General features: G+C 39.3%; 14 protein-coding genes. 7 read left to right on the forward strand and 7 right to left on the reverse strand.

What is annotated here, in order from left to right; translation table 11 throughout:
* The first annotated feature begins 4 nt into the window (after window positions 1–4).
* Window positions 5–898 carry a DUF1574 family protein gene (locus HMPREF1536_RS09130; RefSeq protein ID WP_028730012.1) on the forward strand — a complete coding sequence of 298 codons (894 nt, stop codon included), beginning with the start codon at window positions 5–7 and terminating at the stop codon, window positions 896–898.
* Window positions 899–959: 61 nt separating this feature from the next.
* Here the strand turns inward: HMPREF1536_RS09130 and HMPREF1536_RS09135 are convergent, their stop codons facing one another.
* Window positions 960–3,023 carry a helix-hairpin-helix domain-containing protein gene (locus HMPREF1536_RS09135; protein ID WP_028730011.1) on the reverse strand — a complete coding sequence of 688 codons (2,064 nt, stop codon included), beginning with the start codon at window positions 3,021–3,023 and terminating at the stop codon, window positions 960–962.
* Window positions 3,024–3,035: 12 nt separating this feature from the next.
* Window positions 3,036–3,842 (reverse strand): PorV/PorQ family protein, encoded by an 807-nt coding sequence (locus tag HMPREF1536_RS09140; protein WP_028730010.1) that lies wholly within the window; start codon window positions 3,840–3,842, stop codon window positions 3,036–3,038.
* A 257-nt stretch (window positions 3,843–4,099) separates the two neighbouring features.
* On the opposite strand from HMPREF1536_RS09140, the gene HMPREF1536_RS09145 reads away from it, so the two are divergent.
* Window positions 4,100–4,672 carry a DUF4294 domain-containing protein gene (locus tag HMPREF1536_RS09145; RefSeq protein WP_369800849.1) on the forward strand — a complete coding sequence of 191 codons (573 nt, stop codon included), beginning with the start codon at window positions 4,100–4,102 and terminating at the stop codon, window positions 4,670–4,672.
* Here HMPREF1536_RS09145 and HMPREF1536_RS09150 read toward each other — a convergent pair.
* A complete protein-coding gene (locus tag HMPREF1536_RS09150; protein WP_028730008.1) occupies window positions 4,664–5,194 on the reverse strand; it encodes an RNA methyltransferase in 531 nt (176 codons plus the stop codon). The genes HMPREF1536_RS09145 and HMPREF1536_RS09150 overlap by 9 nt on opposite strands.
* A 1,008-nt stretch (window positions 5,195–6,202) precedes the next feature.
* Here HMPREF1536_RS09150 and nadA point away from each other — a divergent pair.
* Genes nadA through HMPREF1536_RS09165 form a run of 3 tightly spaced genes read left to right on the forward strand, consistent with a single transcriptional unit; the run spans window position 6,203 to window position 9,665 of the window.
* Entirely contained in the window at window positions 6,203–7,189 is a 987-nt protein-coding gene (gene nadA / locus HMPREF1536_RS09155; protein ID WP_028730007.1) for a quinolinate synthase NadA, read from the forward strand.
* A gap of 37 nt (window positions 7,190–7,226) precedes the next feature.
* On the forward strand, window positions 7,227–8,687 hold the full coding sequence (locus HMPREF1536_RS09160; protein WP_028730006.1) for an MBOAT family O-acyltransferase: 1,461 nt from the start codon (window positions 7,227–7,229) through the stop codon (window positions 8,685–8,687).
* Between the two features lie 6 nt (window positions 8,688–8,693).
* Window positions 8,694–9,665 carry an SGNH/GDSL hydrolase family protein gene (locus tag HMPREF1536_RS09165; protein ID WP_028730005.1) on the forward strand — a complete coding sequence of 324 codons (972 nt, stop codon included), beginning with the start codon at window positions 8,694–8,696 and terminating at the stop codon, window positions 9,663–9,665.
* Here the strand turns inward: HMPREF1536_RS09165 and porZ are convergent.
* From porZ to leuS, 4 genes are all read right to left on the reverse strand, one after another.
* Window positions 9,649–11,982, reverse strand: a complete 2,334-nt coding sequence (gene porZ, locus HMPREF1536_RS09170; RefSeq protein ID WP_028730004.1) for a type IX secretion system anionic LPS delivery protein PorZ — start codon at window positions 11,980–11,982, stop codon at window positions 9,649–9,651. The two genes, HMPREF1536_RS09165 and porZ, sit on opposite strands and share 17 nt — an antisense overlap.
* Window positions 11,983–11,985: 3 nt before the next feature.
* On the reverse strand, window positions 11,986–12,567 hold the full coding sequence (locus tag HMPREF1536_RS09175) for a non-canonical purine NTP diphosphatase (protein ID WP_028730003.1): 582 nt from the start codon (window positions 12,565–12,567) through the stop codon (window positions 11,986–11,988).
* Window positions 12,568–12,650: 83 nt separating this feature from the next.
* A complete protein-coding gene (locus HMPREF1536_RS09180) occupies window positions 12,651–13,532 on the reverse strand; it encodes a YitT family protein (protein WP_028730002.1) in 882 nt (293 codons plus the stop codon).
* A complete protein-coding gene (gene leuS, locus HMPREF1536_RS09185) occupies window positions 13,533–16,370 on the reverse strand; it encodes a leucine--tRNA ligase (RefSeq protein ID WP_028730001.1) in 2,838 nt (945 codons plus the stop codon).
* Window positions 16,371–16,667: 297 nt separating this feature from the next.
* Between leuS and HMPREF1536_RS09190 the strand changes: the two genes are divergently transcribed.
* A complete protein-coding gene (locus HMPREF1536_RS09190) occupies window positions 16,668–17,087 on the forward strand; it encodes a hypothetical protein (protein WP_028730000.1) in 420 nt (139 codons plus the stop codon).
* A gap of 22 nt (window positions 17,088–17,109) precedes the next feature.
* Window positions 17,110–22,137, forward strand: a complete 5,028-nt coding sequence (locus HMPREF1536_RS09195; RefSeq protein WP_028729999.1) for a DUF4132 domain-containing protein — start codon at window positions 17,110–17,112, stop codon at window positions 22,135–22,137.
* The last annotated feature ends 19 nt before the right edge of the window (window positions 22,138–22,156 follow it).

The raw sequence follows: 22,156 nt of genomic DNA on the forward strand, positions 1-22,156 counted from the left end.
TGTCATGAAAAACTTTATAAAACAATTGGTTATTTTTATCATTCCCCTTATAGTGATATTCATCATATTAGAGTATGCAATCCGGCAAATACCAAATACTTACAAATATAAAAATGAATGGATGTTACAACATGCCAACAATTTGAATACGCTCATAGTGGGTAATTCACATTGCATGTCGGGAATCAATCCTTTCTTTTTAACGAACAATGCCTTTAACTTCGCAAACTCTTCTCAGGATCTGGAGCGTGACTATTTTATATTGACTAAATATGAAGACATATATGCTGAATTAAAACAAGTGATCCTTTCTTTTTCTTATTGTACGCTTCAGGATAAAATGGATTATACAGATAAGCCACGTTTAAAATATTACGGGATTTATATAGGATATGAAAAATACAAATACAGTATGGAAATCACAAGCAACATTACTTATGAAAAAGTAAGGGAATATTTAAGAGATGGTTCTCTACAATGCTCTCCATTAGGATTCAGAGTGAATATTCCTTCAAAAGACGATTTGAACATAAGTGGCATAAAAGCAGCAAAACGGCATACGCTAAATAATCAGGAAAGTTTGACTGATAACCTTAAATTTCTGAATAAGATCATTCAGTTTTGCGAAAACCGGCAGATAAAATTAATCCTCGTCACTACACCAACCTGGCACACTTACTATGAACACCTGGATGAACATCAGCTTAATCAAATATATTCCATAGCAACAGAGATAACTGAAGATCACAAAAATGTATTCTATCTTGATTTTCTGAAAGATGTTAGATTCAATGATAAAGACTTTAGCGATGGCGATCATTTATCAGAAGAAGGAGCTGAAAAATTCACTAAAATATTGAAGGACTCTCTTGACCATACCTTCAAAATAAAATTATAAGGCTTAGAAATAAAAAAATCATACAATATTTCAGTGAATTATTAAAGCCACAAAACCTATTCTAAAATTTATATCTTAGAAGAACATACAAATCTGTTTTATTATGTCCTTCTATTTCTTCCTGGTCTGTACCTATCAAGTCCCGGTCTGCGTAATAAGTGTGAGCCAATTTAGCTGAAAGGGATAACTTTTTCAACAGATCCCAACGAAAGGAAACAGAAAGCCGGATACCCTTTCCATAAAAAGAAGGCATATTGAAAGCATAAAGAATATTCTTTTCATAGGAACTTATCCGACTGTAATAATCATCAGTATGGAAGTAACCAATATAAAAATCAGACTGAAAGGGAAGGGAAGACGGTTTCCAGCCTGCACTCTGCGAAACCATCCATCCAAAGCTATGTTTACCTTTATGTTCATCATAATAAACACCATCTACCGAAGTTTTCAACATCCATGCCGGTTGCGATCCATATAATAGTTGAAACCGGAAACGTTGCTGTGAATAAGGTAATATACTTTGTGTCGATTCATTTTCCAATGTCTGGTTCTTTTCCTTCTTTCTATATTTATAACGCACGTAAGCTGCAAGATTCTTACCCGAATTATAATCCAATTGTACCATGTATTCCTTCCCGGAAGAAGGTGAGTCAACTCCATATTTTAACCAGGGAAAACGAAATAAGTCCGCATATAAGGATAGTTTAAAATGAGCGAACGGTGTCCATTGCATTCCGGTATAAACACCCTGTTCGTTCTGAACGGTAGAGTTCTGACCAAAAGCATTTCCAAAGAAAGTTTGATAACGTCTGTCATAATAACGATGGAGCAATAATAACGATAAATAGGAGACAGGCGTCAATTGGAAAGCATTCAAAGTAGCTATTGCCTTATTGGATGATACGGCTGTTTCTCCATAAAACTTAAGCTTATTCGTTTTCAACATATAATCTACACTGATGTTCATATTCCTGTTTCCACGAAAATAAAAAAGATTGTACGGTTTTAAATCCGGCTGTATCTGATAATTCCCAAAAGAATAGGATAGTACGGTTACTCCGAAATGAACATGAGAAGTTGCATATCGAATATTTCCTCCATACGTATGCATAGGTACTGTCCGTAACTTCTCCCGGTCACGTACCAACCGATGCAGACCATCTGTTTTAAACGAACTTACTTCGTAGTTATTAACACCTGCGTCCAGTTTCCTAAAAGAATAGAACAGGCTGATATCAAAATCTTTAATTGAAATGGTAGAAGCCACTCCACGAAAATAGTCATTTTCATTCGTTGATAAGTGACGGCGAAATCCATTTGTACGTCGTTCGGCCTGAGCTACAATAGAACTGCGGCTAGGAGAGAAATCATTACTGATAACCAATCCCTGCCCAAAAGATATCTTATAATCACCGACTGCAAGACTTTTCAACCACTTATTCATATCTTTCAAAAAAAGATGTACCGAATAATAATCATACCCTTTATGATATTGGTTCCAAAAAGGTTCACCGGCATCTTTTTCCGCTACAACTCCAAATTGAAGCCTTTCATCAAAAGCATATGAATAACGAAGGGAATGATAAAAAGGTTCACCCAAATATTTCCGGTTCGGATATTGCTGTAAAATACTATCCGGATATGAACAATATCCCTTTTTCTGTTGAAAACATTGATCATATCTGATTTGCAATTCATTAGAACTGTACTTCAACATGTTCTTAACAGAAAACGGACGTTTATCAACAGAAATATCTGCAATATAAACAAAAGAGAGTAAAAGTGATATTGTCTGGAAATCTAACCCTTCGACATTTTTCAGTTCATAAAGGGTTACCAACTTTCCATACTCGTTCCGGTAAAAGATAACCTGTTCTATTTGCTGATCCGATAAAAAGGGCAGACGACTTAACTCCTCTTTAGTTACACTATTCAGTTCAAAAGGATGTTCAGCCAGATAAGAAAGGTCGGAATAAAGATTTTCAATACGAGCTTCATCATCTGTTTCAGAAGCCATTTCTTCTATATATTCCATCCACTTATCAACAGAATATATGTTCTGACTATTAAGATGATAACTATTTATCAACAGATATACCAACAGGGTTATAAACAACTTTTTCATAGTTATATAGTTTTAAAATGAATACTTCAAACCTATACCGGTACTAATACCTAACATCGGATGATACACGGTCGCAACATCAGCAGTGAAACCGGAAAATCGATATCCGACACCGATAGTGGGAAGGAGAGGGGTTGTCTGCATTCCAGCCCGCACATAGAATTGTTTATACAATTGATATTCTAAACCGATGTTACCTGTTAATGTAGTATGTTTATTCGTTCCCACATTTCCTATTATCAACAAGCTGTTAATTACTTCCCATTGAAAACCTATTTGCAAAGAATATCCCCTAAAATAATCTATTTCAGTATTTTCTTTCTTAACAGCAACAGAAGGAAAATCCATTATCAACATACCAATCAACAGCTTTTCAACCGGAGAATAACTGATACCGATATCAGTTGACAAGTATTGTGGATGTTCTTCCGTCAATTCTGTCTGTACGATCGAATACTGGATACTTATGCCGATACTCCATTTATCATTTAAAGATCTTCCGAAGAAAAGCCGGAACATACTTTCCCTATATTGATCATACCCGAAAGAAGAGATATTAACACCAAAAGGAAGAACATTATTAGGATAAGAAAATGAAAGACCAACAGTTCCCAGCTCCTTTAGTCCATAACGGTTAAAATAGTTGATATCGATACTCTTACAAGATTCCAACCCAATTAGTGCTGGATTAAAAAGGAAAGATTGAGTCACAGCACATCCGCCCATTCCCATGCTACGCATGTCAGGCAAACGTAAGTTATTAACAGCATACAAACAAGGGAAAACTCCCAATAACAGGGATAGGATTAATAGTTTCATAGATAAGATATTTTTGGTTGTTAATATATAAGTGCAATTAAATGCTAACAATATTATTCAATGTTCATAGTCAATTTGTTTTGTTATAATTCAGAATTGCCACAAATATAATGAAACTTATTAAGTTGACAACTTATTAACAAGTAAATCATCATTTCCATATAATTAGTCAAATTCTGTAAAACCTGCACAGGCTATTACTAAATCACCTATTTTTGTAGGCTATGACAAAGGTGAGATGGTATAAGATTGTGGTTATGTTTTTACTCTGTGTTACAGCTGGTCAAGCACAGAAACTAAAAATAAACACACTTCCCGAAGGAGTGCAAAGAGCTTATCTGGACGGGAAGGATACGGTTCCCGTTGTCAATCTTCAGGAAGTATTTATATTTCCGCAGATGCGTTTTAAGAACAATCGTGAACAACAGAAATATAATAAACTGGTTCGAGATGTAAAACGCACATTACCCTATGCCAAAATGGTATATGAAACTTTAATAGAGACATACGAATATATGGAAACGCTCCCTGATGACAAAGCACGCCAGGAACATTTGAAACGTATGGAAAAAGATCTGTTCAAAGAATATAAACCGGAGCTTAAAAAGCTGACCTTCTCACAAGGTAAATTACTTATCAAGCTGATTGACAGGGAATGTAACCAATCCAGTTATAACTTGTTGAAAGCTTACCTGGGCGGTTTCAGGGCAGGCTTCTGGAATTTGTTTGCCGGAATGTTCGGAGCCAGCCTGAAATCCGAATACGACCCGAAAGGAAAAGATGCCATGACCGAACGGGTCGTTATTATGGTTGAAAGAGGATTAATCTGATAATTGCTTAAAGAAATCCCAGATAACAATCCCGGTCGTTACCGATACATTCAGCGAGTGTTTAGTTCCGTATTGGGGTATTTCAATACACATATCACAGTTATCAACAACAGATTGTTGAACGCCTTTTACTTCGTTTCCCATGATAACAGCATATTTTTTATCTCTGTCTAACAGCAATTTATCAAGCATAACACTACCTTCAGCCTGTTCTACTGCACAAACGATATACCCTTGTTGCTTCAGGTTATCAACAGCATCGTGTGTATCTTTAAAATATTTCCAGTCTACAGTTTCTTCAGCTCCTAAAGCTGTCTTATGGATCTCCGCATGGGGCGGACAAGCCGTAATACCACATAAATAAATAGCCTCTACCTTAAAGGCATCTGAAGTACGAAAGACAGATCCGACATTATTCAGACTCCTAACATGGTCGAGCACAACGATTAACGGTATCTTCTTACTTTCTTTAAAGGCCTCCGGAGTAAGACGGTTCAGTTCTGTTATTTTTAATTTACGCATAACTTTTTCTTTAGCTGCAAAAGTAGCTAATTAATGTGGATATGCCGTTGAAAAGGTATTGATAAGTAGTGAACAGAAAATGAAAAAAAGTTCTTGCATTATTCAGATTCTTATCTATACTCCTCCTCATTCCGAACACGCAACATTTATAACCTATTATTTATGAAGAGCTATTAACAGTGGTTATACACGTATCAACACCCATCAACAGAGATAAACTTTTTCACACGACCAGTTATCAACATAAAACTAATAAAGTCCATAAAATAAAGAAAAACAGTACAGAAGCTATCTTTTATATTGTTGGTATCGTTTTGATAAGTAGTTCATATACTTTAATAACTCCTCAGGCAAGTATTGTAACAAAAATGTATTAACTGTTTCAACAGCATATCATATACATCATATTTTATTTTTAAATTAAAGATTAATATTAATATAATATATAATTGTGGATAACTAGGAGAGAGGCAAGGAAGAACCGGTAGCATTATCGAAGACCGATCTACTCTTTTACAATTTCATATCAGGTATTGAAGTCGGGTAGGATAAGAGTTGTATCACAATATATGATACTCCATTATTACAATATATGCTAAACCAGTATCATATATTGTGATACTATTCTTATAACTTGTGAACATCTGGTTGGTAAACAGTAATAAAATTAGTTTGTTTTAGTCATTGAAGATATTGTATAAGAGAATTATCGGAATGGCTGATAACTATGAATCGATACTTTCCCCGTTCTTTTAAAGATTGTTTTACACTGCTTTCGATGGCTGAAATGAATAAAGTTTTTACCTTTGCATATTATCAACAGTGAGTTGATAAGTATATTAATATAAAGATTATCAGCTATAAAGCCTGATGATAACTTTGTTGATATACTATTTATATCCTCGGAATGAGGTATGGGCGATTATTATATGAACCATTTTAACAGGATATTATATACATCCTATTTATCTTTAGAATTAAAATTAAGAATAATATAATAGATAAATCATGTTGACAAATCAATCGATCGGATATATGGATGCACCGGTTCCCAAAGATATGGATCTGAAGGAAGCCATTGATAAACTTCGCAAAGAAAAGAACGCTATTATTTTAGCGCATTATTATCAAACTGGTGATATACAGGATATAGCAGACTTTGTTGGGGATAGTTTGGCTTTAGCCCAGTGGGCTGCCAAGACTACGGCAGATATAATAGTTCTCTGTGGCGTTCATTTTATGGGTGAAACGGCTAAGATATTGTGTCCGGATAAAAAAGTTCTGGTTCCTGACCTGAATGCCGGCTGTTCTCTGGCAGATAGTTGTCCGGCTCCGGAATTTGCTGAATTTGTAAAGCAGCATCCGGATCATGTGGTTATTTCGTATGTAAATACGACAGCTGCGGTAAAGGCTGTTACGGATGTGGTAGTAACTTCTACGAATGCCCGTCAGATCGTAGAAAGTTTTCCGGAAGGAACAAAGATGATCTTCGGCCCGGATCGTAACCTGGGGAATTATATAAACAGTATTACCGGACGTAATATGTTGCTTTGGGATGGTGCTTGCCATGTCCACGAAGAATTCTCGTTAGAAAAGATACTGGAAGTAAAGAAACAATATCCGGATGCGGATGTGATTACTCACCCGGAATGTAAACAGCCTATTATACAGGTGTCAGACTTCGTTGGTTCGACTGCCGCTCTTTTGAAGCATACTATCAAGTCGGATAAGAAACAGTTCATTGTAGCGACGGAAAGTGGTGTTATTCACGAAATGAGAAAAAAGAGTCCGGATAAAGAGTTTATTCCGGCTCCTCCCAATGATAGCACATGTGCCTGCAACGAATGTAATTTTATGCGTTTGAATACGATGGAGAAGCTTTATAACTGTCTGAAGTTTGAAATGCCTGAAATATTTGTGGACGAAGAGGTACAAAAGAAAGCAATCAGACCGATCAGAAAGATGCTGGAGATTTCTGAGAAGTTAGGATTGTAATAGTATAATTGTCCCATCATCCGCAGAACAGAGACATATGTTATTTAATTCGATAGAGTTTCTAATTTATCTTCCTATTGTATTTTTGTTATACTGGTTTGTATTCAACAGGAAGATAAAATTACAAAATCTGTTTATAGTAATTGTCAGCTATCTGTTTTACGGATGGTGGGACTGGCGTTTTCTGATATTGATTGCATTTACTTCCTTTTGTAGCTGGTTGAGCGGTGTAGCGATTGAAAAGGCGAGAGAGGGAAACTCATTATCGGAAGATACGCCATCTGTCCGAAAGAAATGCAGATGGATAACCGGAACCAATATTTTCCTGAATTTAGCTATCCTAGGATTTTTTAAATACTTCAATTTCTTTGTTGATAACTTTGTTGAAGCTTTTTCATTTATAGGGATCGCTTTGCATAAATCAACCTTACAGATTATTCTTCCGGTTGGTATAAGTTTTTATACTTTCCAGGCTTTAAGCTATACGATCGATGTATATAGAAGGAGATTGAAACCTACTAAGGACATTGTAGCTTTCTTTGCTTTTGTAAGTTTTTTCCCTCAATTGGTTGCCGGGCCTATCGAAAGGGCTACTAATTTGTTGGTTCAGTTTTATAAACCGCGGGTGTTTACTTATGGGGAGGCTGTAGATGGTATGCGGCAAATCCTGTGGGGATTTTTTAAAAAGATGGTAATTGCTGATAACTGTGCATTGGTAGTCAATGATGTATTCGGTAATTATATGAATTATTCAGCCAGTACGTTGGTCTTAGGTGCTGTTTTGTTTGCTTTCCAGATATATGGGGATTTTTCCGGCTATTCGGATATTGCGATTGGTACAGCCCGGTTGTTCGGCATAACATTAAAGCAGAATTTCAACTATCCTTATTTTTCAAGAAATATTATTGATTTCTGGCGTAGATGGCATATCTCATTAAACACCTGGTTTGTCGATTATGTGTATATACCTTTGGGAGGTAGCAGAAAGGGCCAGTATAAACATATACGTAATATTCTGATTATATTCCTATTGAGTGGATTATGGCATGGAGCAAACTGGACATTTGTAACCTGGGGAATATATCATGGTCTTTTATTTATTCCTTTGTTATTGCTGGATAAGAGGAAACAAGCTGATTCTGGTATGTTTCCTCCCGTTGTTTCGATGTTAATTACTTTTGGGTTCGTTACCCTGGGATGGATCGTGTTCAGGGCTGAAACGCTTTCTGTTGCGTTCGATTATATTAATAATATATTTTCGTCTTCTTTGTTGAGAATACCTAAAGTGAGTGGTGCTAATAATGTAACTGCTATGTTATCACTCGCATTCATCGTTATTCTGTTGTGTGTAGAATGGGTGAACAGGAATAAACCTTTTGGGTTGGATATAGAGAATATACAAAGTTCATTTGTCAGATATTCAATCTATGCCGGTATACTCTTTTCTATTTATTTCTTTGGGGCTGATTCTTCCAATTTTATTTATTTTCAATTTTAAGAAGTTATGGAACTGACAGGTAAGCAGATAAAGAGGTTAGTATTTTTTCTATTATTTGTAATAGTTCTAATGGCTTGTTTGAATAGGGTAACTCCCTGCTTTTTCAGAATGCTGCCAAATGATTATGCCCGTACTAAACTTATACTGAATACAATAAGGGATACAACACAAACTCCTGAAGTTGTTATCTTCGGTAATAGTAGAGGAATGAGTGGAGTAGATGGTTATCTGTTGGAAAGGGAGTTGAGTGATCATCCTGTTGTATACAGTTTTACTTCTACCGGGCAGAAACTGAGTGAGAGTGCTTTATATTATACTTCTTTGCCAGCTTCTGTAAAAACGGTTATTCAATGTCTCGATATAGATGCTTTATCCAAGCCGGTTGATATGGATATACCTAATCAGGTTGCTTTACATATGTATGGTTATAAAATGGATGATCAGACAAAATTGTTGGTACCTGCCTTATATGACGAATTGAATAAATCGGACTGGTACTATAATTATAAGGCCAGGAATTGTTTGTTTTCAGGATTCTCATTTGTTCTTCGTAATCTGTTAGATGATGATGCACCTGAAAATTCTATGGACAATGAATTACGTTATCCGGCGTCTCAGGCTTCCTATAGAAATGAAGCTGTTTATCAACGTGGCCTGGATGAACAGAATAAAGAAAACAAGTTTGAAGCATATAAAATCACTGCTGAATGGAAACGGTTGCTAGAAGAGTCTTATGCTTTTTTTAAAGCGAAAAATATTCAATATTACCTGGTATTAATGCCGTACAATCCTGATATTATATCAGCAAAAAAGACTGAAAAGCAGGAAGCTCTTCAGTCTTATATAAATGAATTGGGATATATTCCCTATATAAATTGTTTTGATTTACTGGAAGCATCCGATTTTTATGATGCAATTCATCCTAATGATAAAGGTGCTAAAAAGATAACCAGGCAGATACTTATTTCACTACCATAATCTTGGTAACTACACTTTCTTTGGCTTCCGGTGTAGCTGATAATACCAGATAAACTCCTGTCGCAACACGGCCTCCTTTTCTACTTCGGCAATCCCAGGTGAAAGTTCCTCCGGCAGATTTACCCTGATATATGATATTACCTCTCAGATCTGTAATTTTTACATTCGAATCGTTCATTAATCCGACAATTGTAACCCGGTCGCTATGTTCCGGACGCACAGGGTTTGGGTAAGCGTATACATTTGAATAGTCTTCTTTTCCCTCTGTAGCATCGCCCATATAAGATACCAGTCCATTTTCAGTACCAATAAAAACTTCTCCGGTCAGCTGATTTATTGTCAATGAATTAATCTGATTAGATGGGAGAGGAGAGTTAGCTGTTGTAAAGTTCTCAATAGTTTCCATGCCATCTTCGCTAACTAAAAATACACCGGAGCTTTGGGTAGCTATCCATTTACGGTTTCCACCGTCTACAGCAATAGCGTTTATTTGTTCTCCGTCCAGAAAGTTATAAGGAACATCGTTTATTTCATCGGCAGGACGAATAACCCGGCTGCATCTTATCTCTTCCAGTTTAGCTTTGGGATTGGTACAGTAAATCGGGCCTCTATTAGTTCCAATCCAGACCTGTCCATTTTTATCTTCAGTAATGCAAAAGTAACCGCTGGCATCGATTGTACCGTTTATATCACTGAATGTTTTTACAAAACGATGTTCGTCATCGCCAGTATCGTCTATGGTTCCGTTATCATCAAATATTAAAATGCCAGATTCATTTCCATAGGGAACATTAACCCATTTACGATTATCGGATGTGATTGTTATTTTATCAGCCATGTGTACACCCGTGAAGTTATTGAAATGAAAAGTCCCCCAAGTTCCATCTGCTTTATATACTTTAAGAACATCTTCTACTTCACAATTAGTGGCCCATAAGTTACCTTCCTTATCGAAGGTTATACCGCCTATGCGAATGTAGTCATAAATACTTAAACCTTTTACAGGAGTGAGCGTACAATTTTCGGTATCTGTGTTATATAATGCAGTAGCTTTTTTGTCTTTTAATTCTGCAATACCTTGACCATAAGAAGATATATAATAGTGTTCAGGATTTTTGGGATCAACAGCTATTCCTGTATAGTCCCAGAAATACCTGAAGTTTTTATTAATATCATTTTCATCGAAGTTAAACCATTTTCCATCTTCATACTCCATGAATGTTCCGGGTCTTCCCCAGCGATCAGTCCAACGTCCGCCACCGATAACCAATAATTTATTTTCATGTGTTGTCATGAAATAATTATAGTTACGTTTCGGATATTGTGTATCATTATTGGTATTTTCCAGAATGATTTGGTATTGATTATTTTTCTTTTGTATACCTTTTATTCCGTTTGTACCTGAAGCTATCCAGAATGTATTAGGATCTTTAAGAGATGCCACACAGTTTATAATACCTACATTGATAACATCTCTGTTAGAATTAGATAAAGAAGAATAAATATATAATTCAGAACTGGTATAAGATATTAGTTTATTGTTTTGAATAACCATATCTTTCAGGTTATCATTTTTTAATAAACTTTTTACTGTACCGTCTGTTTGTTGATAATAAATACCGCTTTTGTTCTTTTGATTTTGATCGGCTAATAGACAAAGATTATTTTGAAAGAAACATATTTGACTAATACTATCTGTGTCGAATTCAGATGAAGATAATGCATAAGTTTTCCATTCATTATAATCCAGTAAATTACTATCTAATGAAGCATATATTAAACCAGTAGCAGAAGCTGCATAGATATGGTCATTATTAATAGCAACAGAATATATTACTCTATTTAGTTTATAAGTATCTTTCACTTCTTTTTTATTCATATTCAGAACGATGATTCCAAAATCAGTGGATAGATAAGCAAATTCTTTATATAGGTAGATGCTATTGATAGTTTTATTTGTTACGCTTGAATTATCAAGTAGATAAGATAAGTTATATACACCATTTTCTCCTAATAGATCAATATTTCCGTTACTGTAAGTGATGAGTAAAGTATTTACTTCAGGATTAAAACTTATATGATTTATATCATTATCGCTTAAGCCTGTTTGTCTTGAATAATGAGTAATGCTATTATCTTCTTTGTTATAGCTATATAAAGAACCGTCTGCTACTGCATATACATGATTATTACCTTCGGTAATCTTTGTTGTTGTATAATAAGCTAGATAAGTATTCCATTCTCCTACACTTTTTTGAGCTATAATATAAGGGGCTGTAATACAAATTAATAAAAGAGTATATACTATTCTTCTCATAACTTATTCTGATAATGTAGATAAAAATGCACTCAATTTCTTAACAGCTTCAGCCCGGTGACTGATCGTATTTTTAATATCATTACCCATTTCGGCAAATGTTTGCTCAAAACTGTATGGCTTGAAGATTGGATCATATCCAAAACCACTTGTTCCACGTTTTTCATTCGTGATCTGACCATTTACTACACCTTCGAACAAATATTCTTTACCATCTAAAATCAGGGCGATAACAGTACGGAAACGGGCATTACGATTTTCTTTCCCATTCATTTCCTGAAGAAGTTTCTTCATATTAGCTTCAGAGTCATGACCAGGGCCGGCGTAGCGGGCTGAATATACTCCGGGTGCATTATTTAAAGCTTCCACTTCAAGACCGGTATCATCGGCAAAACAGTCGTAACCGAATTTTTCTTTGATATAGCGAGCTTTTTGTAAAGCGTTTCCTTCCAGAGTATCAGCTGTTTCCGGGATATCATCGTGACAATTGATAGCAGCTAAACTAATTATTTCAGTGTAACCTGCTGTTATTTTCTGTACTTCATCCAACTTATGTTGGTTATTTGTAGCAAATACGAGTTTCATGTTTGTAAATATATAAATAAAAAAGCACTTCTGTACGATATGTATAACGTATGGAAGTGCTTTAAATTGTTTGAATAATCGTTTTATGTCTTTATCTGATCAAATCCTTCTCCATATACTCCGCGGACGATGCTTTGTGATATGAATGCCTGGTGGTCTATTTGTTTTACCAGGCGGAAGATGGATATGGATTCTGATTTTTTAGCTAACAAGACAACTACTTTGACCGGTTTTTTGGAGTAACCTCCTACGCCATCAAGGATGGTACATCCACGATCCAGATCATGGATGATCCGATCAGCTATCTCATCGTATTTTTGTGAGAATATGAGGAATTGTACGGATTGGCGGTTACCGTTTAACACCATGTCGAGGACATAGTTGCTGATAATCATTTCAACAAAACCGAACACGATCTTATCCACATTATGGAATAGGAAGAAGGAAGAGCTGATGATGAAGAAATCACAGAACAACAAGGCACGTCCGATGGATATGTTCTTGTATTTGTTTACAATAGCTCCGATAATATCCGTTCCTCCGGTACTTCCGTTGGCGGAAAATACCAATCCCAATCCGGCACCACAGAGGAGGGCACCGATCATAATGGCCATAAATGGCTGATCATGTAAGATCGGATTTCCTTTCAGCAACCATTCAAAAAATGACAGGGAAGCTGAAAGCGAGAATACTCCAAAGATTGTCTTTATCAGGAATTTAAGTCCTAAAATCTTTAGAGCGGCTAATAGTAAGACAACATTGATAACAAAGTATGAAACCGATACCGGTATGGCGCCGCCGGTGGCAAAGAATATCAATGCACAAATACCACTGACACCACCGGTAACAATCTCATTAGACAGGATAAATGCGTTGAATCCGAAACCGTATAAAATGGTTCCGAACAGAATCATCAGATAATCCTGTATGGAAAAGAAAACTTTATAAAACTGAGCTGTTCTCATTTAGATAACGATATTAACGATCTTACCTGGAACGACAATCACCTTTTTAGGAGTTTTGCCTTCCATCCATTTAGCGGAACTTTCGTGGCTGAGAGCAACCTTTTCTACCTCTTCGCGGGGCATATCAGCCGGGAGTTCCAGATTGAAGCGGACTTTTCCGTTGAATGAGATGGCGTAAATAACTGAATTTTCTTTCAGATATTCTTCGTTGTGCTGCGGCCACGGAGCATCGCATATCGTTGTGGTATGACCACATACATGCCATAACTCTTCTGCAGTATGAGGTGCAAACGGGGCAAGTAATATGATCAATTGCTCCAGGATAGCACGCTTATTGCATTTCAGGCTGCCTAATTCGTTAATACAGATCATGAAAGCACTGATAGAAGTATTAAAAGAGAAATGCTCGATATCGAATGTAACTTTCTTGATCAGTTTATGTAATGATTTTAATTCTTCAGCTGTCGGTTCAGCGTCTGTGATCTGTAAGCTTTCCGTATTGCCATAGAATAAAGCCCACAGTTTCTTCAGGAAACGGTGAACACCGTCGATGCCGTTCGTATCCCAGGGTTTAGACTGTTCCAACGGGCCTAAGAACATTTCATACAGACGCAAAGTATCCGCACCGTATTTGTCTACGATCATATCCGGGTTTACTACGTTGAACATAGATTTGGACATCTTTTCAACAGCCCATCCGCAGACATATTTACCATCTTCCAGTATGAACTCTGCTGTATGATATTCCGGACGCCAGTTTTTGAAAGCTTCAATATCCAGGATATCGTTGGAAACGATGTTTACATCCACATGGATAGGAGTTACTTCATACTGGTCTTTCAGGTTCAGAGATACGAATGTGTTGGTATCTTTGATACGATATACGAAGTTGGAACGTCCCTGGATCATACCCTGGTTGATCAGTTTCTGGAATGGTTCATCTTCGCAAATGACACCCATATCATACAGGAATTTATTCCAGAAACGGCTGTAAATCAGGTGACCGGTAGCATGTTCCGTACCACCTATATACAGGTCTACATTGCGCCAGTATCCGTTCACATCCTTATCGACCAATCCTTTATTATTGTGCGGATCCATATAACGCAGGTAATAAGCGGATGAACCGGCAAATCCCGGCATTGTGCAAAGTTCCAGCGGGAAGATTGTTTTGTTATCTATTTTGGATGTTTCTACAACTTCTTTGTTTACAGAATCCCAGGCCCATTTAGTAGCATGTCCCAATGGAGGTTCGCCTGTTGCGGTGGGCAGGAATTTATCTACTTCCGGCAATTGCAGGGGCAGTGCTTCCATCGGCAGCATCTGAGGCAGTCCGTTGGCATCATAATACACAGGGAACGGTTCGCCCCAATAACGTTGACGGCTGAAGATAGCGTCACGCAGGCGGTAGTTTATTTTTACACGTCCTAACTTATGTTCTGCTACAAATTTCTTGGTAGCGGCAATAGCTTCTTTAACAGTCAATCCATTCAGTGACAACTCGCAATAAGGAGTTACATCCGGTCTCGGTGAGTTGCAGACGATACCTTCTTTAGCATCGAAACTTTCTTCGCTTATGTCGCAGCCTTCGATCAATGGGATGATAGGCAGGTTGAAATGTTTGGCGAAAGCATAGTCGCGGCTATCGTGAGCCGGAACAGCCATGATAGCTCCTGTTCCGTAACCGGCCAACACGTAATCGCTGATCCATACAGGCACTGCATCTCCGGTGAACGGATTGATTGCATACGATCCGCTGAATACACCTGTTACCTGACGGTCGGCAATACGTTCACGTTCGGTACGTTTTTTAGTACGTTCCAGATAAGCATCTACTTCTTGTTTCTGCTCCGGAGTAGTCAATTTCTCAACCAGTTCGCTTTCGGGAGCCAACACCATAAAGGTTACACCGAACATAGTATCGGCACGGGTGGTGAAGATCGTAAATTCCAGATCGCTGTCTTTTACTTTGAAGTTAACTTCGGCACCTTCGCTACGTCCAATCCAGTTACGTTGTGTATCTTTCAACGAGTCTGTCCAGTCGATCGTATCCAGTCCGTCCAGCAAACGTTGTGCATAGGCGGATACACGCAGACACCACTGGCGCATCATTTTTTGTTCGACAGGAAAGCCGCCACGTTCGGACACGCCATTTACTACCTCATCGTTAGCCAATACGGTTCCCAGTTCCGAGCACCAGTTTACCATTGTATCACCCAGGTAAGCGATACGGTAGTTCAGTAATATTTCTTGTTTTTCCTTGTCGCTTTTAGCTTTCCACTCATCGGCAGTGAAGCTCATTTCTTCACCACAGGCAACGTTAAGACCTTCCGTTCCTACTGCTTCGAAAGCTTCGATCAGGCTATCGATAGGAAGTGCTTTCTTTTCATCGTTGCAATAGTAGCTGTTGAACATTTTGATAAATGCCCATTGTGTCCAGTGGTAATATTCCGGTTCGCATGTGCGGATTTCACGGCTCCAGTCGTAGCTGAAACCTATCTTATCCATCTGCTCACGATAACGGGCGATATTTTGTTTTGTAGTTACTTCGGGATGTTGTCCGGTCTGGATGGCATATTGTTCTGCGGGCAAGCCGTAAGCATCGTATCCCATCGGGTGTAATACGTTGAATCCCTGTAACCGTTTGAAACGGGAATAAATGTCAGATGCGATGTAACCGAGCGGATGTCCTACATGTAGTCCGGCGCCCGATGGGTAAGGGAACATATCCAACACGTAGTATTTGGGTTTATCCTTATTTTCTTTCACTTTATAAACCCCGTTGGCAATCCAGTATTCTTGCCATTTTTTCTCGATTTCTCTGAAATTGTACTCCATAATATCTAATCGTTTTTTATCGTTTTCAGTTTAAAGCCACAAAGTTAGTTATTTTATTTAGTTTTACTTCACATAACTAATCTTCGGTAAGGGTTTGTTGTTCTTTTTGAACGAAGACTCGTACATAATTAACCTGCTGACGCAGATACTTATTTGCTTCATTTCATCCTGTTATAGTTTCTTCCTGGGAAACTCTAGTTCTTCGCCCAGGAAATTGTAGTTTCAGGAGTTCAGTATTCTTCTTTTATTTTGTTTCTTTGTAAAGCATATAAGAAATATTACAAAACTCTGATTTATATGAAGATATTTGTTAATGTAAAGCAGTTGGGGAAACGACGGAATGCTGTTGAAGATAAAGAGGTGTTATTGGATGCTGTTCCCGGTACGGTCGCGGAATTGATCGTTGCGATCGTTATCCGGCAGGTGGAGGAATACAATGAACGGTTGGAACAAAATGATCTGTTGAAGTATCTTACGGATGAAGAGATAAAAGACAGGGCGACAACGGGAAAGGTTAGCTTTGAATTTAATTATAATGGCCTGCCTGCCGATACGGAGAAAGCTGTTCGTAATGCCTTGCAATCGTTTGAAGACGGCATATTCCGTGTCTTTCTGAATGAAGAGGAACTGGAATCGCCCGATCAGATAATTGATTTGAAAGAAGAAGATAAACTAACTTTTATCCGGTTGACCATGCTGGCCGGTCGTATGTGGTAATGTAAAGAAGGAGGGAAGCAACATGAGTTTATTCTGGAGAAAAGAATCCAATCAATACGTCTCCGATTATGTAGACAAAATCGTAAGTAACAAAAACAAACTTAGTGAAAACGAACGCGCTTTATTCGATTTGCTGATCAAGCGGATGACGGACTATACCTATGAAGCCGATCGTTACCTGTATGGATTAATGCTTAAAGGCGAGTTCAGTTATATCGGCCAACTTTTCGAGGACGATCGCTATCATGTGCTGAAGCATATGTTGGGCGATGAATATGCCGGCAAGTATGTCGCCTGGCTGAATAAGATGGCCTTTATCCCTTATACTTCCGGTTATTACCGCCGGCCGCTTCGCTCTGCAAACGGTGGACTTCATTACGTGAAAGCATTGGATGCCCTGAAAGACTTCCTAGCTATCAAAGCTTCGGGTCTTTCGCTTGAAACCCTTATGGAAGGTGGCCGTACCGAAGAGGAGCGCGCCTTTATCTCGGACATCAGTTTCCATCACCTGATGAGTGTGGAGATAGACGCCGGAAATAACGCTATCATCCAAAAGACGAAAGATATTATCTGCGGAGAAGAAAACAACGGAAGAATATCATATAGTTTATTGCAGGGAATAGTCACAAGCAGTAATCGTGAACTCTATGAATTGGAGGGTAAACTTCTTTTGGCCGCCCGCTTGCAGGAAGGACTTCGACAGTCTATCTGTGAAACAATGGATAGCGGTACGACAGAAGCCTTTATCTATCTTTTCAATATAATCCGGACAAATGACCTGCAACGTTTCTCATCGGTTAAACGAGCTGTGGGAACCTGGACAGGATTGGTCAATGAGGCGAATACTGACCGTATCAATCAGAAACTGATCGAGTTGATCCATCTGATGCTGACTGACCCAACTTACGCCGACTCCTGTCTGAAAAGCGAGGATAGCATCGAAGTGTATATGGCCCTTTGGACGAAAGGTTTCTTTAAGATGGAAGACCTCGACGTCTGTGCCAATGAAATCATAAAAGAAGGGGTAAAACATAAGATACAAGTTCTGTTCTATTATCTTGTAGCTACCCAATGCGACTGGCTACGTGAGAAACTATCTAAGCAAGCCTTGGAGTTATATTCCGGTGATCTGTCGATTGTAGCTGCCTTCCTCGACAGTTATTTGCATAGCGTATCGTTGGGATATTATAGTGATAAGAAGAAAGACCATTCTTATTTCGAATCACTGGCTGAAGCCAGGAAGCATTATGATATACTGAAAGATATCTATAATCAGCTACCGAAGAAACAAACATTCTCTCCGTTTATCTTTCCCTGGCATAGTGTGGAATTGTCCCGGCAGGATATAACCAGAAAGATGGTTGCCATTGTCTATGTGCTGGGAAGCGAAGAACTGTTGAACGATCTGTGTAATTACTACGACCAGATGGATAGCAGTGTGCGCCATTGCGTAATCAGGGATTTGCTGAACGATCCTTCTTCAGCCATACAGGTCGATACAGTTGTAAAAGCATTGGGCGACCGGGCTGAATATCCCCGGAAGTCTGCTTATGAGGTATTGAATAAAATGGAATTATCCGGCAAACAGTATTTGTCTATCGAAGAACTGTTGAAATATAAATCGGGCGAACTGCGTCAACAAGCAATCTCCCTGCTCTTGAAACAGGATAAAGAAGCCCTGTCCGGCAGTATCGAACGTCTGCTTACTGCTACTGTGTCGGAAAAGCGGTTAGCCGGATTGGATATGTTGCTTACCATCCGTAAGAAAGAAGAGTATACCGGAACTTATAAAAAAGCAGTTTCGTCGGTAAGCACAATAAATAATCCGACCTCGAAGGAACAACTGCTGATCGACCAGCTGACAGAAGAACATTCACCTTCGGAAGCCTATACCAAGGCGAATGGTTTCGGCCTGTATGATCCCGACTTTGCGGTTTCAGTGCCTGACCTGAAAATGGATGATGGTTTTGATATGAAGCAAGTTTTCCCTATCCTGCAGGAAGGCTCTTTTCTGAAGAAGCTGTTCGGAAAGAAACAGGAAGATGTCTATACGATCCTGGAAAAGCTGAATGAACTGGTTACCCGAAATGCCGGGTATGAGTATAAGACCCGTTACGGTTATTCTGTTTTACTTGGAAATAGTTTTTGGGAGACGGAAGGAAGCAATAAAGATATGCCTGAGATAGACCGTTATCCGCTGGCGGATGTATGGCGTAAATTCTATGAAGAGGAGATAGGCGATTTTGCCACCTTGCTACAAATCTACTTCTTTATAAATACTAGCTGGGATGATGTCCGGGAGTCCGGACGTCCGGATGAAGTAAGCAAATACTATTCTCCGGCTATCCGTTCTTTTTACGGTTTCGACCTGACGGACAGGAAATCCCGGGTGGGTAAACTGAATTATGTGAATATTGTTAACCAGATACTTACCATCTTGTCAAGAGCATACTGGGATAACCGGTATGCCCGCAGTGTGGCAAGAAATATAATGATTGGTTTTGGCCGTACCCTCAACAAGAGTAACCTATCCAGAATATATGAATACGAAACATACGGTGGCAGGAAAGAACGTTATACCACTTTCATATTCAGGGATGTGCGTATCGCTTTCTGGCTGACCGATCTCTTCGACTGGGATACCGATGAAGAATTTGTTTCTTATTTTATGCTCCGCTATAAGTTTTATCAGATGGCGGATTATTTCATGACCGATCCAGTCAGTGTAAGTCCGGAGAATAACCCTTCCATATTGGATTTTGCCAAAGCGTACGAAATGGGACTGATACCCGAAGCTGAGGTCATGAAAGAACTGATGGTACGCCGTGCTTCTGAAGATTCGCTTAGCTTCGTCTCCCGCTACTTTACCGACTCATTGAGCCATTGGCAAAAACAGAAGATAAAGAAGTATGAATATACGGAGTTCACGAAATTTCGTGAACTGGCAAACAAAGTGATCGGCCGTATCCTCGATATAGAGCTGAAGCGTGGAGACACACCGACCGAAGTTTCCCCTCTGGCCATGAAAATAGAATATGTGGAAGGGGTGAACTATCTGGTACAGATACTGAAAGCATTTGGCAAAGACACATTCGGCCGTTCCGACTACTATTATAATTCAAGTTATACAAAGAAAGAAGTATTGAGCAAGCTGCTCCGTTGTTGTTATCCGGCTAAGACGGATAATGCGGAAGTGCTGGCTACCTTGCTGCAAGGCTCCGGTATTACTGAAGAACGTCTGGTGGAAGCAGCCATGTACGCTCCGCAATGGTTGGATATCATACAGGAATGCATCGGCTGGAAAGGCCTGACCAGTGCCGCCTATTACTTCCATGCCCATATCAACGAATGGTGCGACGACAAGAAGAAAGCCATCATCGCCCGTTATACGCCGATCGAACCGGAAGACCTTCGCCTGGGAGCTTTCGATATCGATTGGTTCCGCGAAGCCTACCAAGAGATAGGAGAGAAGCGTTTCGAAGTAGTCTACGATGCAGCCAAATATATCTCATCCGGTACGGGACATACCCGTGCTCGTAAATATGCGGATGCCGTAAATGGAAAGATGGTTGCCGCAGCAACGAAAGAGCAGATCAAAGATAAACGAAACAAAGACCTGCTGATGAGCTACTGTCTGATCCCGTTGGCAAAGAAAACAATGCCCGACCTGCTGGAACGTTACCAATACCTGCAACAATTCCTGAAAGAGAGCAAGACCTTCGGTGCACAACGTCAGGAAAGCGAAAAGAAAGCCGTCGAGATCGGCATGCAAAACCTGGCACGCAATGCCGGCTACAGCGATGTAACCCGTCTGGTGTGGAGTATGGAAACCGAACTGATCAAAGAGATGGAACCTTATTTCACTCCAACCGAACTGGAAGGTACCACCGTTTATGTGGAAGTAGATGCCGAAGGCAAGTCCGAGCTGCGTTACAGGAAAGGAGAGAAGGCTTTGAACAACGTTCCCGCCAAGCTGAAAAAGCATCCTTATATAGAGGAACTGAAAGCTGTCCATAAGAAGTTGAAGAACCAGTATTCGCGTTCCCGTATCATGCTGGAACAGGCGATGGAAGACGAAACGCCTTTCTTCATCAGCGAACTGGCAGCCCTGACCCGTAATCCGGTGATCTGGCCTTTACTGAAAAACCTTGTCTTTGTCAGCAAAAACGATACCGGCTTTTTCGCTGACAACTGCCTGGTAACGGCCGATGGCGAATGCATTGCCCAAAAGCCGGACACTTCCGTCCGTATCGCTCATCCTGTCGATCTGTATAACCGTGGCGTATGGCACCGTTATCAGCAATGCCTGTTTGAGAAAGGGATACGTCAACCCTTTAAGCAGGTGTTCCGTGAATTGTATGTGAAGACGGATGAGGAACGTCCGATGTCAAACTCGCTTCGTTATGCCGGTAACCAGATCCAGCCGCAAAAGACAGTAGCCCTGCTGAAAGGCCGCCGCTGGGTTGCCAACTACGAAGAAGGGCTGCAAAAGATTTATTACAAAGAGAATATCATCGCCAGTATCTATGCGCTGGCCGATTGGTTCAGCCCCGCAGATATAGAAGCGCCTACGTTGGAATGGGTGGCTTTCTATGAACGAAAGAGCTATAAAGCGTTGAAGATAGAGGATATTCCGGAAGTGATCTTCTCCGAAGTCATGCGCGATGTGGATCTGGCTGTCAGTGTGGCACATGCAGGCGGTGTCGATCCGGAAGCCAGCCATTCTACCATTGAAATGCGGCGGGCCATTATCGAGTTCACGTTGCCGTTGTTCAAACTTTCGAATGTCACGCTGGAGGGAAGCCATGCCTTTATCAAAGGCACTATGGGCGAATATACGGTTCATCTGGGTAGCGGTGTTATTCATCAGAAGGCGGGAGCGGCTATCAATGTATTGCCTGTTCATTCGCAGCATCGCGGACGTCTTTTCCTTCCTTTCGTAGATGAGGATCCGAAGACGGCTGAGGTTATTTCGAAGATATTGCTCTTTGCTGAAGATAAGAAGATAAAAGATCCGTTTATACTCGATCAGATACGGATTGTGCGATAGGATAATAAGAAAAGGGGGA

It is taken from the genome of Parabacteroides gordonii MS-1 = DSM 23371 (assembly GCF_000969825.1).
GTDB classification, from domain to species: Bacteria; Bacteroidota; Bacteroidia; order Bacteroidales; family Tannerellaceae; genus Parabacteroides; species Parabacteroides gordonii.

Coding starts and splice junctions, on each gene's coding strand:
- HMPREF1536_RS09175 (WP_028730003.1), bottom strand. CDS start 12,567: ATGAAACTCGTATTTGCTACAAATAACCAACATAAGTTGGATGAAGTA.
- HMPREF1536_RS09130 (WP_028730012.1), top strand. CDS start 5: ATGAAAAACTTTATAAAACAATTGGTTATTTTTATCATTCCCCTTATA.
- HMPREF1536_RS09190 (WP_028730000.1), top strand. CDS start 16,668: ATGAAGATATTTGTTAATGTAAAGCAGTTGGGGAAACGACGGAATGCT.
- nadA (WP_028730007.1), top strand. CDS start 6,203: ATGTTGACAAATCAATCGATCGGATATATGGATGCACCGGTTCCCAAA.
- leuS (WP_028730001.1), bottom strand. CDS start 16,370: ATGGAGTACAATTTCAGAGAAATCGAGAAAAAATGGCAAGAATACTGG.
- HMPREF1536_RS09165 (WP_028730005.1), top strand. CDS start 8,694: ATGGAACTGACAGGTAAGCAGATAAAGAGGTTAGTATTTTTTCTATTA.
- HMPREF1536_RS09135 (WP_028730011.1), bottom strand. CDS start 3,023: ATGAAAAAGTTGTTTATAACCCTGTTGGTATATCTGTTGATAAATAGT.
- HMPREF1536_RS09145 (WP_369800849.1), top strand. CDS start 4,100: ATGTTTTTACTCTGTGTTACAGCTGGTCAAGCACAGAAACTAAAAATA.
- HMPREF1536_RS09140 (WP_028730010.1), bottom strand. CDS start 3,842: ATGAAACTATTAATCCTATCCCTGTTATTGGGAGTTTTCCCTTGTTTG.
- HMPREF1536_RS09195 (WP_028729999.1), top strand. CDS start 17,110: ATGAGTTTATTCTGGAGAAAAGAATCCAATCAATACGTCTCCGATTAT.
- porZ (WP_028730004.1), bottom strand. CDS start 11,982: ATGAGAAGAATAGTATATACTCTTTTATTAATTTGTATTACAGCCCCT.
- HMPREF1536_RS09180 (WP_028730002.1), bottom strand. CDS start 13,532: ATGAGAACAGCTCAGTTTTATAAAGTTTTCTTTTCCATACAGGATTAT.
- HMPREF1536_RS09150 (WP_028730008.1), bottom strand. CDS start 5,194: ATGCGTAAATTAAAAATAACAGAACTGAACCGTCTTACTCCGGAGGCC.
- HMPREF1536_RS09160 (WP_028730006.1), top strand. CDS start 7,227: ATGTTATTTAATTCGATAGAGTTTCTAATTTATCTTCCTATTGTATTT.